Origin of the sequence: Microbacterium sp. Leaf151 (genome assembly GCF_001424225.1) — a bacterium.
Classification (GTDB): Bacteria; Actinomycetota; Actinomycetes; order Actinomycetales; family Microbacteriaceae; genus Microbacterium.
Genome location: NZ_LMOR01000001.1, coordinates 258,967 through 272,229 on the forward strand (window position 1 = coordinate 258,967; position 13,263 = coordinate 272,229).

10 protein-coding genes are annotated in these 13,263 nt (G+C 69.5%); 4 read left to right on the plus strand and 6 right to left on the minus strand.

The genetic code is table 11. From position 1 onward, the window contains the following. The first annotated feature begins 27 nt into the window (after positions 1-27). Positions 28-1,002, plus strand: a complete 975-nt coding sequence (locus ASF76_RS01060) for a zinc-binding dehydrogenase (RefSeq protein ID WP_055951676.1) — start codon at positions 28-30, stop codon at positions 1,000-1,002. A 510-nt stretch (positions 1,003-1,512) separates the two neighbouring features. Here the strand turns inward: ASF76_RS01060 and ASF76_RS01065 are convergent. From ASF76_RS01065 to rlmN, 6 genes are all read right to left on the minus strand, one after another. Continuing rightward, positions 1,513-1,992, minus strand: coding sequence for an NUDIX domain-containing protein (locus tag ASF76_RS01065; protein ID WP_055951679.1), 480 nt, complete (start codon positions 1,990-1,992; stop codon positions 1,513-1,515). After that, entirely contained in the window at positions 1,992-3,719 is a 1,728-nt protein-coding gene (locus ASF76_RS01070) for a DUF4407 domain-containing protein (protein WP_055951682.1), read from the minus strand. Before ASF76_RS01070 ends, ASF76_RS01065 begins: the two co-directional genes overlap by 1 nt. Positions 3,720-4,181: 462 nt before the next feature. Then, positions 4,182-5,195: an aldo/keto reductase family protein gene (locus ASF76_RS01075; RefSeq protein WP_055951685.1), complete on the minus strand. Its 1,014-nt coding sequence runs from the start codon at positions 5,193-5,195 to the stop codon at positions 4,182-4,184. 261 nt (positions 5,196-5,456) lie between these two features. After that, positions 5,457-6,260, minus strand: coding sequence for an ABC transporter permease (locus tag ASF76_RS01080; protein ID WP_055951688.1), 804 nt, complete (start codon positions 6,258-6,260; stop codon positions 5,457-5,459). After that, entirely contained in the window at positions 6,257-7,132 is an 876-nt protein-coding gene (locus ASF76_RS01085; RefSeq protein WP_055951691.1) for an ABC transporter ATP-binding protein, read from the minus strand. Before ASF76_RS01085 ends, ASF76_RS01080 begins: the two co-directional genes overlap by 4 nt. 190 nt (positions 7,133-7,322) lie before the next feature. Then, positions 7,323-8,636: a 23S rRNA (adenine(2503)-C(2))-methyltransferase RlmN gene (rlmN, locus tag ASF76_RS01090; RefSeq protein ID WP_082484778.1), complete on the minus strand. Its 1,314-nt coding sequence runs from the start codon at positions 8,634-8,636 to the stop codon at positions 7,323-7,325. A 212-nt stretch (positions 8,637-8,848) separates the two neighbouring features. Between rlmN and ASF76_RS01095 the strand changes: the two genes are divergently transcribed. The 3 genes from ASF76_RS01095 (at position 8,849) to ASF76_RS01105 (ending at position 13,243) form a co-directional block, all read left to right on the plus strand. Continuing rightward, complete coding sequence (locus ASF76_RS01095) at positions 8,849-9,757, plus strand: PRD domain-containing protein (RefSeq protein ID WP_055953286.1); 909 nt, start codon at positions 8,849-8,851, stop codon at positions 9,755-9,757. 191 nt (positions 9,758-9,948) lie between these two features. Further along, positions 9,949-11,808: a beta-glucoside-specific PTS transporter subunit IIABC gene (locus ASF76_RS01100; RefSeq protein WP_200936064.1), complete on the plus strand. Its 1,860-nt coding sequence runs from the start codon at positions 9,949-9,951 to the stop codon at positions 11,806-11,808. 19 nt (positions 11,809-11,827) lie between these two features. Continuing rightward, positions 11,828-13,243, plus strand: a complete 1,416-nt coding sequence (locus ASF76_RS01105; protein ID WP_055951694.1) for a glycoside hydrolase family 1 protein — start codon at positions 11,828-11,830, stop codon at positions 13,241-13,243. Positions 13,244-13,263: the final 20 nt, after the last annotated feature.

The window sequence follows — 13,263 nt, forward strand, 5'->3', positions numbered from 1 at the left end:
TTACAAAATAACCACAGGAGGCATTCCATGCGCGCAGTCATCCACCACGAGTTCGGCGAACCGGCCGACGTCCTCGGCGCCGAAGAGGTCGAGAACCCGACGCCCGGCCCCGGTGAGGTGCGCCTGCGCGTGCTCCTGTCGCCCATCCACAACCACGACCTGTGGACCATCCGCGGCACCTATGGCTTCACACCCGAGCTGCCCGCCCGCGCCGGCACCGAGGCCGTGGGCATCATCGAGGAGCTCGGCCAGGGCGTCGAGGGTCTGACCGTCGGTCAGCGCGTCGCGACCGGCGGCACCTTCGGCGTCTGGGCCGAGCAGGTCGTCGCCAAGGCCGCGGGCCTGATCCCCGTGGCTGAGGGCCTGTCCGACGAGGTGGCCTCGCAGCTGGTGTCGATGCCCTTCAGCGCCATCAGCCTGCTGCACTCGCTCGACCTGCATCCCGGCGACTGGATCGTGCAGAACACCGCCAACGGCGCCGTCGGCCGTATGGTCGCGCAGATCGCCGAGGCCCGCGGCATCCACGTCATCGGTCTCGTGCGCCGCCAGAGCGCCGTCGCCGAGCTCGCCGAGCAGGGCATCGACAACGTCGTCTCGACCGACGCCGACGACTGGCGTGACAAGGCCCTCGCGCTCGCAGACGGCGCCCGCATCGTGGCGGGGGTCGACTCGGTCGGCGGTTCGACCAGCAACGACGTGCTCTCGCTGCTGTCCGAGAACGGCACCCTCGTGATCTTCGGGTCGATGGGGGCCGGAAAGCTCGAGCTCTCGGCGGGCGACATCATCTTCCGCCAGGCCACCGTGAAGGGTTTCTGGGGCAGCGTCGTCAGCAAGACGATGGATGCCACCACCCGCGGCGCCCTCTTCGGCGAACTGTCGCGCTACCTCGCCGACGGAACCGTGACCCTCCCCGTCGCCGCCACCTTCGGCCTCGACGACATCGTCGACGCGGTCACCGCGAGCGACTCGCCCCGCGTGGGCAAGGTGCTGCTGCGCCCGTGACCGGCTCGCGCCGCGGGGCTCCTGTCCCGCGGCGCGCGGCGCGGCCCCTCGACCCCAGCCGGAATCCCCGCCGAGTGTCCACAACACGCCGCGCGCGAGGCAGCCGCGCGGCGTGTCCTGGACGCTCAACAGCTCGCACCGGCAGCACGGGGCCCGCGTCCCGCGGCGCCCGACGTTGCTTCCGGACGCGCCCGGTCGCCGGTCGCGGCCCGAAGCCCCGGTCGAGTGTCCAAGACACGCCGCGTGGCGGGGCGGGAAGCGGCGTTTCGAGGACACTCAACAGCCTCAGCCCTCTGCGCTCCGCACAGTGCCGCCTCCGGACGCGCCCGATCCCCGGTCGCGGCCCGAAGGCACGGTCGCGGCCCGAAGGCACGGTCGCGGCCCGAAGGCACGGTCGCGGCCCGAAGGCACGGTCGCGGCCCGAAGGCACGAGTGTCCAAGACACGCCGCGTGGCGAGCAAGGACGCGGCATGTCTTGGACACTCGACCGACTCCCCCACGCAGAGGGGGTCAGGAGCCGGGCAGGGCCTCGAGTGCGGCGGCCAGCGCATCGATCGCCGGACGCTGACCCTTCACGAGGGCCTCGCGGGCGGCATCCAGACCCATCCACTCGGCGCGGTCAACTTCGGGGAACGAGGCCATCCTGCCGGAACGGGGCGGCCACTCCAGCTCGAAGGTGCCGTACGTGAACCCGGATGCCGAGAACCCGGCGCCGTCGCCGGCGAACACCACGACCTTCTTGCCGCTCGAGTACGCGAACGTGCCGAGCTCGGCCCACTCCACGGTGGGCGGTTCGGCTCCGAGCTCCTCCCGGAACTCGCGCCGGGCGGCATCCAGAGCACTCTCCGTGTCGGGGTCGAACTCCCCCTTCGGGATCGACCACGCGGCCGCGTCCTTCTTCGCCCAGAACGGCCCGCCCATGTGCGCGATGAGCACCTGGGGCGCGGGGGTGAGCCGGTACAGCAGCAGTCCCGCGCTCCAGACGACCATCAGGTCACCGCCGCCGGTACGCGGTTGGCTTCGTCGGCGATGATGTCGGCGCGCTTACGGTACGTGCGGGCCGATACCCGGTCAAGGGCGATCTGACCGCGCATCTTCTCGGCCTTCTCGTACAACGACGGACCGCCGAAGCTGGTGAGCACCTTCACGATCACCGGCAGCAGTTCGATCATGAAGAACAGCGCCGCGATGAGGTAGTGCGCCCAGCGCAGCACCGGCTCACGGTCCGACAGGCGCTCGAGCGCGGTGATCTGGCTCAGCAGGCCGACCGCCCCCGCGTTGCCGTCAGCGACCGACTCGGCGCGCGCGTTGTACGCCGCGAGCGCCGATTCGTACTGGGCCCGGGCGGCGGGAAGCTGATCCTGCGCCTGCTGCTTGTTGGACTCTGCGGAGGATGCCGCAGCCTCGGTGCCCGCGGTGTTGGCGGCCGCGAGCGTGGACTGCGCCTGCTGCAGCTGCGTCGACAGCGAGTCGTACGCCGACTGCGCCTGGGCGAGCTGCGCCTGTGCGGCGTCGGAGCTCGCGCCGTCTCCGGCGACACCGGTGCACCCGGGGACGGTCCCGGCGCCCTGGCCGGTCAGTTCGCACTGGTACACCGCCCGCGCTTGGTCGATCACGGTCTGCTGCGCCGCCAGCTGCTGGGTGAGCTGGTCGACCGTCTGCTGCGCCGCTGCCGACTCCGCTGAGGTCGAGGAGGTGCCGGTCACCGCGCCGGTGGCGGCCTGATTCTCGAGCGCCGACACCTGCGCACTCGCGGCGTCGAGCGCCTGCTTCTCGGGGCCGCTGGTCACGGCATCCTGGTCCGTCAGAGCCTGGGTGACGTTCGTGGAGTTGACCTCGCGAACGATGTCGTTCTGGAACACCTGCAGCACGAGGGGCTCGGCCACCACGATGCCGATGAGCGCGGCCATGATCACACGGGGGAGGGCGAGGCCGAGCAGCCGGAAGACGTTCTTGGTCGAGCGCATCGTCGAGGTGAGGAAGCGGTCGAGATTGAAGATGATGAGGCCCCACACGATGGCGAGCGGGATCGCCAGCAGGATGCTGACGCGCACGCCGGTCATCAGCGCGAACATCATCGACAGCGCCGAGACGAGGGCCGTGCCCCCGAGCACGAGGAACATCTGCACGAAGCGCGGCACCTCTTCGGGCACCTCGTCGAGCACGTCGTTGTCTGCGCCGCCGAGAACGGCCATCCTCCGGATCAGCGAGAGGCGCGGCCGACGCGGATCGTGGCGGCGCAGACGCGGCTGGCGGGGTTCGGATGCCATCGGACTCGGTGTCGCTTCGGGCTGCGGCGCGCGAGCTTCCGGCGCGACCCCGACCGGCTCGCGGTCGAAGCGGAGGGTCTCATCGTCGGACACGGATGCCGCGGGTGGGGGGTCGAGGCGGAGGGTCTCGTCGTGGGGAGTGGATGCCGCGGTATCGCGGTCGTAGCGGACGGTCTCGTCGTCGGGAGACGGTTCGGAAGCATCTCGGTCGAGGCGGAGGGTCTCGTCGTCGACGAACGGATCGCGCGGCTCGTCGTCGGCGGGCGGTGCGTCCCACGGCTCGGAGGCGTGCTCCTGCCGGGCGGTGGCAGGTTCGGCCGAATGCGGCGCGGCGGAGTTCTGCGCGGCGAGGATGTCATCGAGATACTGCTCGCGTTCCTCGTCCGTCGTGAACTCGATGCGGCCGTCGGAGCCGAAGCGGCCGGGCCGGTGAGCGGAAAAGGACATTCGCACAGGGTACGTCGCCATCCCTGCCCGCTCCTGAGCGGCACCTGAGGCGCTGCCCAGCGCCGCGGGCGCCGCCCGGCCGGACGTCAGCGCCAAGCGCGCGGCCCGGCCGGACGTCGGCGCCAGGCGCGCGGCCCAGCCGGACGTCGGCGCCAGGCGCGCGGCCCGGCCGGACGTCGGCGCCGTCGAAACCGCAGTCGTTCGCCGAGGCCGCATCCGTTGGGGTGCAATCGAATGCGGTCTCGACGATCCGATGCGGTCTCGTCATCCGCCGCGCCGGGCGCCGCGGCACGAGGCACGCGGCACGCGGCCCACCGCTCACCGCCTAGGGCCCACGGCCCACGGCTACGGCTAGGGCCCACAGCCACCGCCCGAAGCCACCGCCCACGCAGCGCGGCGTCAGACGCCCCCACACGCGGAAGCGGGCCGGACGCGAACGCCCGACCCGCTGTCGCTCGTGCCTCAGACCAGGCGCTGCTTCGGCGAGACCTCGTACGTGTTCTCGGCGTCGGAGAACACCTCGTCGCCCAGGGCCGCGTCGATCGCGGCGAGGGTGTCGGCGTCGAGGGTCACACCCGACGCCTTGACGGTGTCGGCGAGCTGCTCGGGACGCGAGGCACCGACGAGCGCCGCAGCGATGTTGGGGTTCTGCAGCACCCACGCGATCGCGAGCTGCGGCATGCCGAGCCCGGCCTCGTCGGCGATGGGCTTGAGCCGCTGCACGGCCTCGAGCGTCTCGTCGCGCAGGAACCGCTTGATGAAGGTGGCGCCGCTCTTCTCGTCGGTCGCGCGCGAGCCCTCGGGCACCGGCTGACCGGGCAGGTACTTGCCGCTCAGCACGCCCTGAGCCATGGGCGACCAGACGATCTGCGAGATGCCGAGCTCTTCGCTCGTCGGCACGACCTTGCCCTCGATGACGCGCCACAGCATGGAGTACTGCGGCTGGTTCGAGATGAGCTGGATGCCGAGCTGCTTCGCGAGCGCGTGACCCTCGCGCAGTTGCTCGGCGGTCCACTCGGACACGCCGATGTAGAGCGCCTTGCCCTGGCGCACGACGTCGGCGAACGCCTGGAACGTCTCTTCGAGCGGCGTCTCGTAGTCGAAGCGGTGTGCCTGGTAGAGATCGACGTAGTCAGTGCCGAGACGCTTCAGCGACCCGTTGATGGAGTCCATGATGTGCTTGCGGCTGAGACCGGTGTCGTTGGGCCCCATGGGGCCGGTGGGGAAGTACACCTTCGTGAAGATCTCGAGCGACTCGCGCCGCTGACCCTCGAGGGCCTTGCCCAGCACCGTCTCGGCCGCCGTGTTGGCGTAGGTGTCGGCGGTGTCGAACGTCGTGATGCCCGCGTCGAGCGCGGCGTGCACGGTCTTGATCGCGGCGTCGTTACCGACCTGCGACCCGTGGGTCACCCAGTTGCCGAGGGTGATCTCCGAGATCTTGAATCCACTGTTTCCGAGGTAGCGATAACCAACCATCCCTCCACGCTAACGCTCCCCTCCGACACCGGGGCCGCGGCATCCCCCGCCCTCCCCCGAGAAACGCGAACCGCTAGCGCTCACCCCGCGCGAGCGTCGCGGCGTCCGCCCCCGCACGCATAAACGCGATCTGTGCGCAAAAACGCGAGGAGAGCGTGTTTATCGTCGCCGAAAGCGTTTATGCGTAGAGAACAGTGCGGGGCCGCCCGCGTGCGGCCGCCGCGCACGCGGATGCGTTGGGCGCGGATGCGTTGCGCCGCGTCAGGCGTCCTTGCGGATCCAGCGGAACGTCGCCCGCACCAGAGCGAGCCCGACCACCAGCCAGAGCAGGGTCACCAGCAGGATGAGCGGGTGGTCCCACGAGCCCGAGGGCTCGGCATCCGCGAAACTCTCGGGCAGGAACACCGACCGGAAGCCCTGCGCGAGCCACTTCAGCGGGAAGACGCTCGCGACGTTCTGCAGCCACTCCGGCAGGGCGGCGAAGTTGATGTAGACGCCCGAGATGAACTGCAGCAGCAACACGATGGGGATGACGACGCCGGTGGCGCTGCGGCCGGTGCGCGGCAGCGCCGACAGCCCGATGCCGAGGATCGCGCACGTGGTGACGCCCAGCAGGAACACCCACGCGAACGTCAGCCACCGTTCCGGCTCGGTCGGCAACGGAACGCCGAAGAACACCGCCGCGACCACGATCAGCAGCACCGACTGCAGGAAGCCCGTCACCAGCACCTGGCCGAGCTTGCCGATGAAGTACGACACCGGGCTCAGCGGGGTCCCGCCGAGGCGCTTGAGCGTGCCGTCGCTGCGCTCCATCGCGATGTCGATCGACATGTTCTGCAGCCCCGACAGCAGCACACCGGCGGCGAGCATGGCGGGGAGGTAGAACTGCGCGGCATCCACCTCGTCGCCGGGCGGGCCGAAGGTCTGCGCGTCGAAGGCGACGGCGAAGATCAGCAGAATCATCACCGGGAAAAGGAACGTGAAGAAGACCGAGTCGCCCTGCCGGAAGTACGCGCGCACCTCGAACGCGACGCGCGCGGCCCCCAGCCGCAGCACCCGGCTCACGCGGCACCGCCCGCGGCGGCAGTGCGGCGCTCGTCGGCACCGAGGAACGACAGGTACACGTCCTCGAGGCTCGGACGCACGACCTCGAGCCGCTCCGGCTCGCCGCCTCGGGCGTACAGGGCGGAAACGAACGCTCCCGGGTCGTCGGTGCGCTCCTCGCGCGTCACTCCACCCTCGCGCCACCGCACGAGCGGCACCCGCGCGTCGGGCCCGCCCAGCTCGTCGATACGACCGACGGATGCCATCTGCCCGCCGACGATGATGGCTGCGCGCTCCGCGAGCTCGGCGGCCTCGTCGAGATAGTGGGTGGTGAGCAGGATGGTGGTCCCCTCGCGCTGCAGATCGCGGATCAGGTCCCAGAACTGCCGCCGCACTTCGGGGTCGAACCCCGTCGTGGGCTCGTCGAGGAACAGCAACTCGGGACGACCGACGATACCGAGCGCCACGTCGACGCGGCGACGCTGTCCGCCCGAGAGCTTGCGGACGCTGACCTTCGCCTTCTCGGTCAGCCCCACCGACGCGATCACCTCGTCGACGTCGCGCGGCCGCGGGTAGAACGAAGCGAAATGGGCGAGCAGCTCCCGCACGCTCGCGGTGGGCGCCTCGCCCGTGTTCTGCAGCACGATGCCGAGGCGCGCCTTCCAGTCGAGACCGCCGCGGTGCGGGTCGACGCCGAGCACGCTCACGTCGCCTCCGGTGCGGTCGCGGTACCCCTCGAGGATCTCGATGACGGTGCTCTTGCCCGCGCCGTTCGGTCCGAGCAGCGCGAACGTCTCGCCACGACGGATGTCGAATGTCACGCCGCGCAGCGCCTCGACGCCGCCCCGGTAGGTCTTGCGTAGATTCTCGACTTCGACGACGCTCTCGCTCATGCCCTCAGTCTGGCGGGGCGGGCTCGTTCGGAGTCTGCGGATGTGCCGAGGAGTCCTGGCAACCATCGACCGCGGGGCGCGGCGACCTTGAAGCCGCGCGTCGCACGCGGGACGCGCACGCCCGGCAGGCGCTCGACGATCTGCGCCGGCACAAGCCGCACGTCTGACGCCCGTGGCGCCCGGAACGGTCTCAACCGACGGGCGTGACCGCGGCAGCCGCCTCGTCGTCCTCGGTCGCCACGAGCTGGCCGCACGCCCCGTCGATCTCTTTGCCGCGGGTGTCGCGCAGGGTCGTCGGAATTCCGGCGTCGTTCAGGCGCCGCACGAACTCGTTCTGCACGGGCACCTCGGATGCCGTCCAGATCGAGCCCGGAGTCGGATTCAGCGGGATGGGGTTCACGTGCACCCACCCCCGGCCGCGGGCGTTGAGCTTCTCGGCCAGCAGGTCGGCACGCCACGCGTGGTCGTTCATGTCTTTGATCAGGGCGTATTCGATCGAGACGCGACGGCCGGTCTTGTCGAAGTAGTTGCGCGCGGCATCCAGTGCCTCATCGACCTTCCACTTCGAGTTCACCGGGATGAGCTCGTCGCGCAAGTGGTCGTCGGGGGCGTGCAGCGACAGGGCGAAGGTCACCGGGATGTCTTCGTCGGCGAGCTTCTTGATCGCGGGGACGAGCCCCACGGTCGACACCGTGATGCCGCGGGCGCTCATGCCGAGCCCGTGGTCCTTGTCGACCATGACGCGCACCGCCTGCATGACGCGGTTGTAGTTGGCCAGCGGCTCACCCATGCCCATGAAGACGATGTTCGACACGCGATCGAGCGAGTGGTCGGTGCTCTTCTTTCCGCCCAGTCCGCCTGCGGCGATGAGGGCGTTCGCCCGCACGATCTGCTCGATGATCTCGGCCGCCGACATGTTGCGGGTCAGGCCCGCCTGCCCCGTCGCGCAGAACGGGCAGTTCATTCCGCACCCGGCCTGGCTCGACACGCACAGCGTGATGCGGCCGGGGTAGCGCATGAGCACCGACTCCACGAGCGCACCGTCGTGCAGCTTCCAGAGGAACTTGATGGTGTCGCCGCGATCGGTCTCGAGTCGGCGCACCTCGGTGAGCAGCGGCGGGAGCATTCCCGCGACCAGCTCGTCGCGACCGGATGCCGGCAGGTCGGTCATGTCGGCAGGGTCTGAGGTGTAGTGCGTGAAGTAGTGCTTCTCGAGCTGCTTGGCGCGGAAGCCGGGAAGCCCCAGCTCCTTCGCCTTCGCCACGCGCTCGACGGGCGTGAGGTCGGCGAGGTGCACGGGCGGCTTGCCGCGCTTGGGGCTGGCGAACTGCAGGAGCGGGCGACCGGTCTCGTCCTTCGCCTGCTGCCAGCCTTCGGTCTTCGGTCGCACCTGGCGGATGCCGGTGTCTTTCGGCCGCGTCTCGCGGACGGCGGTGTCGGCCGGGGCCCCCGCGGGGCGCGCCTGCCGGGGTGTGGTGGTGCGCACGGGGGGCTGGTCGGTCATGGTTTCCAGGGTACCGGGGCGCGCCTGCACCGCGGCTGGGCGCCTCGCACCCTCGCCGGCAGGACACAACGCAGGAGATTCCAAGCCCGCGGTAACGCGGAACCCGGCGATGACGGCGTCCCCCTGCATCCGTCCACCGAACCTCCTGCGTTGTGTCCGACGGCGCGATGCGGACCAACCGCCATCCCGGCCACCGCTCTAAACTGCATCCCATGCCCGGTGCCGGTGACGCCTCCATCCCGCCCGGCGGCGTGCAGAAGCTGCTGAACAACAACGTCGTCGTGGCGATCGACGCCGACGGCCGTGAGCGCGTGCTGATGGGCCGGGGCATCGGCTTCCAGTTGAAGCACGAGGGGCGCGTCGACCCCGCGAAGGTCGAGAAGACCTTCGTGCTCGACCAGGCCACCGACACCGCGCACGCGCAGAAGCTGCTGACCGATGCTCCGTACGCACTCGTGCAGGCGGTGCTCCACGCCGTCGACGAAGCCGAGCGCGAGCTCGGTCGCGATCTGGGTCGGCGCCTTCCGCTCGCGGTCATCGATCACGTGAACTACGTCATCGAGCGCCTCGACCAGGGCATCCGCATCCCCGGCACCTCGATGCCCGAGCTGCGCATCCTCCACCCCGACGAGTCCCGCGCGGCGGAGCACATGGCGGCCTCGATCGCGGCATCCCTCGATCGCGAGCTCCCGCCCGAAGAGGGGGTGTTCCTCACGATGCACCTGCTCAACGCCACCCGCGACGAACCCAACGGCACCGCGGCGCTGCTCTTCCGCCGGGTGCAGCACGTCGTCCGCACCGTCGAGACCGGCCTCGGCGTCACGCTCGACACCGACAGCCCCGACTATGCGCGGTTCATCCTGCACGTGCGTTTCCTGCTGCAGCGTCTCGTGAACCGCGCGATGCTCACCAGCGGCGACTCGTCGTTCTTCGAGTTCGCGAAGCACCGCTACCCCCGTGCGTTCGGTATCGCCGAGGCCGTGAAGGCCTACGTGCTCGCGGCGACCGGGTCGACCCTGACCGACGAGGAGGTGCTGTACCTCACGGTGCACGTCGAGCGCCTCGCGACGAGCCTGGGTCGCGCAGACACCTCTGGCGGACCCGACGCACCGGTGCTATAGTCGCCGACGCAGGCTCACACCTGCCGACGATTTCCGGATTGTTACCGCGCGAGCGGGCAAGACCTGAATCCACATCGCTGACGAGCGATGAACGGATTCGGGTCTTTTTTATTGCCCGAAAACACCCGGGGTCGTCGCCACAGAACATTCGAACAGGCCGCACCGAAGCGGCGAAAGGCAGGCGGATTCCGATGGTGGATCACGCGAAGACAGCGGCGGCGGTTCTGACCGGCGTCGGCGGAGAGACGAACATCACCTCGATGGTGCACTGCGCCACGCGGCTCCGGTTCGTGCTGAAGGACGAGGGCAAAGCGGATGCCGCAGCCCTGCGCGCCACCCCGGGCGTCATCACCACCGCGCAAGCGGGTGGGCAGTACCAGGTCGTGATCGGCAACGACGTTCCCGACGTCTATGCCGCGATCCAGGCGCAGACAAAGCTCGGCGGCGCGGGCGGCGAAGGCGACGACGAGGGACCCAAGGGCAACCTCTTCAACCGCTTCATCAAGATGATCTCGGCGATCTTCACGCCCATCCTCTGGGCGCTGGCCGGCACGGGCCTGCTGAAGGCGTTCCTCGCCGCGGCCGTCACCTTCGGCTGGCTGGATGCCACGACCACCACCTACACGATCCTCAACGCCCTCTCCGACGCGCTGATCAACTTCCTCCCGATCGCGTTGTCGATCACCGCGGCCCGGTACTTCAAGGCGTCGGAGTTCACCTCGTTCGCCATCGCCGCGGCCCTGGTCTACCCCTCCATCGTCGCGCTCAACGGCCAGCCCGACATCACCTTCTTCGGCATCCCGGTCACGATGGTCAGCTACGTCTCCAGCGTCATCCCGGTGATCATCATCGTGTGGCTGCAGAGCCACGCCGAGCGCTTCCTGCTGAAGGTGCTCCCCGGTGCCGTTCGCCGCTTCCTGACGCCGATGATCGTCGTGCTCATCGCCGTGCCGCTGGTGTTCCTCGTCATCGGCCCGATCTCGAGCCTCGTCGGTGGTGGCCTCGCGGCCGGTATCGGCTGGGTCTTCCAGACCCTCCCCTGGCTGGGCGGCGCCATCATGGGCGGCCTGTGGCAGGTCTTCGTCATCTTCGGTCTGCACTGGGGCCTCGTGCCGCTGTTCCAGCTCGAATACCAGACCACCGGTCAGATCCTGCTCATCGGTCCGGTGTTCGCCGCCGTCCTCGCCCAGGCCGCCGCGGTCGCCGGTGTGCTCGTGCGCACCCGCAATAAGAACCTGCGCTCGCTCGCCGCCCCGGCCACCCTCTCGGGCTTCCTCGCCGGTATCACCGAGCCCGCGATCTACGGCATCAACCTGCCGCTGAAGCGCCCCTTCGCCTTCGGCATCGTCGGTGGCGCGCTCGGTGGCGCGCTCATCGCGATGGGCGGAGTCTTCTCGACGGCGTTCGTCGTCCCCTCCGGTCTCGCTCTGCCGGCCCTGCTCGGCAACGGCAACATGGTCATGCTCGGCATCGGTCTCGCGGTCGCGATCATCGTGCCGTTCCTGCTGGTGGTCCTGCTCGGTTTCAAGGACCCGGTCGACGCCACCGCCCCCGCGACTCCCGCCGTGGCCACCGACACCGTGGTGCGAAACCCCGTCGACGGCACCGTCGTGCCCCTCGCCGAGGTTCCGGATGCCGCCTTCGCCGACGGCTCACTCGGCAAGGGCGTTGCGATCCGTCCGACCTCGGGCGCGGTCTACGCCCCCTTCGACGGCACGGTCGTGGCCGCCTTCCCCACCGGTCACGCGATCGGACTGCGGGGCACCGACGGCGTCGAGCTGCTCATCCACGTGGGCTTGGACACCGTCAAACTCGGCGGCAGCCACTTCACCCTGAAGGTGCAGTCCGGCACCGAGGTCAAAGCGGGCGACCTGCTCGTGGAGTTCGACGGCGCCGCCATCGAGAAGGCCGGATACGACCTGATCACCCCGGTCATCGTCACCAACGGCGACCTGTACCCCGACGTCGCCGACGTGGCATCCGGACCCCTCTCGCATGGCGAGACGCTGTTCCGCGCCGTCTCGGTCGACTCCCTCACCACCGCCCGCTGATCCCCCGGAGACACGAACAATGACGAACACCCCCTTCCCCGACGGTTTCCTCTGGGGCGGCGCGACCGCCGCCAACCAGATCGAGGGCGCGTACGACGAGGGCGGCAAGGGCCTGTCGGTGCAGGATGTGATGCCCCGTGGCATCTCGGCTCCCCGCAGCGACCGCCCCACGCCCGACAACCTCAAGCTCGTCGGCATCGATCACTACAACCGCTACGCGGAGGACATCGCGCTCTTCTCCGAGATGGGCTTCGGCGTCTACCGGTTCTCGATCGCGTGGAGCCGCATCTTCCCGAAGGGCGACGAGACCGAACCCAACGAAGAGGGTCTGGCCTTCTACGACCGCGTGCTCGACGAGCTCGAGAAGCACGGCATCGAGCCGCTCGTGACGATCTCGCACTACGAGACGCCCCTCCACCTGGCCGAGGCCTACGGCGGATGGACGAACCGCGAGCTGATCGGCTTCTACGAGCGCTACGCCCGCACGCTCCTCGAGCGCTTCGGCTCACGCGTGAAGTACTGGCTCACGTTCAACGAGATCAACTCGCTGCTGCACGCGCCGTTCATGAGCGGCGGCATCCCGATCCCCGAGGGCGGCGTGCCCGAGCAGCAGCTCTACCAGGCGATGCACCACGAGCTCGTGGCATCCGCCCGCGCCACCCGGATCGCCCGTGAGGTGGCCCCCGAGGCCAAGGTCGGCTGCATGGTGCTATCGATGCCGATCTACCCGCTGACCCCGTCGCCCGACGACGCGCGCGCCGTGATGGATGCCGACCACGGCAACCTCGTCTACGGCGACGTGCACACGCGCGGCGAATACCCCGGGTACTTCCTGCGGACGCTGCGCGAGAAGGGCATCGCCCTCGAGATCACCGACCAGGACCGCGACGATCTGACGAACACCGTCGACTTCGTCTCGTTCAGCTACTACATGTCGATCGCCGAGACCGCCGATCCCGCGAAGCGCGCCGAGGGCGAGGGCAACATCATGGGCGGCATCGCCAACCCCACGCTCGAAGCAAGCGAGTGGGGCTGGCAGATCGACCCGGTGGGGCTCCGCCTGGTGCTGAACCAGTTCTGGGACCGCTGGCAGAAACCGCTGTTCATCGTCGAGAACGGCCTGGGCGCGCGCGACCAGCTCGTCGAGGTCGACGGCGAGAAGACCGTGGTCGACGACTACCGCATCGCCTACCTCAACGACCACCTCGTGCAGGTCGGCGAGGCACTCGAAGACGGCGTCGACGTGCTCGGCTACACCTCGTGGGGCTGCATCGACATCGTCAGCGCCAGCACCGCTCAGCTGAGCAAGCGATACGGTTTCATCTACGTCGACCGAAACGACGACGGAACCGGAACGCTGGATCGCTACCGGAAGAAGTCGTTCGGCTGGTACGCCGACGTCATCCGATCCAACGGCGCATCCCTCACCCGCTGACCCCCGTCCGGTTCGGCCCC

Coding starts and splice junctions, on each gene's coding strand:
- rlmN (WP_082484778.1), bottom strand. CDS start 8,636: ATGACCGACCAGCCCCCCGTGCGCACCACCACACCCCGGCAGGCGCGC.
- ASF76_RS01075 (WP_055951685.1), bottom strand. CDS start 5,195: ATGGTTGGTTATCGCTACCTCGGAAACAGTGGATTCAAGATCTCGGAG.
- ASF76_RS01085 (WP_055951691.1), bottom strand. CDS start 7,132: ATGAGCGAGAGCGTCGTCGAAGTCGAGAATCTACGCAAGACCTACCGG.
- ASF76_RS01095 (WP_055953286.1), top strand. CDS start 8,849: ATGCCCGGTGCCGGTGACGCCTCCATCCCGCCCGGCGGCGTGCAGAAG.
- ASF76_RS01065 (WP_055951679.1), bottom strand. CDS start 1,992: ATGGTCGTCTGGAGCGCGGGACTGCTGCTGTACCGGCTCACCCCCGCG.
- ASF76_RS01070 (WP_055951682.1), bottom strand. CDS start 3,719: ATGTCCTTTTCCGCTCACCGGCCCGGCCGCTTCGGCTCCGACGGCCGC.
- ASF76_RS01060 (WP_055951676.1), top strand. CDS start 28: ATGCGCGCAGTCATCCACCACGAGTTCGGCGAACCGGCCGACGTCCTC.
- ASF76_RS01105 (WP_055951694.1), top strand. CDS start 11,828: ATGACGAACACCCCCTTCCCCGACGGTTTCCTCTGGGGCGGCGCGACC.
- ASF76_RS01100 (WP_200936064.1), top strand. CDS start 9,949: ATGGTGGATCACGCGAAGACAGCGGCGGCGGTTCTGACCGGCGTCGGC.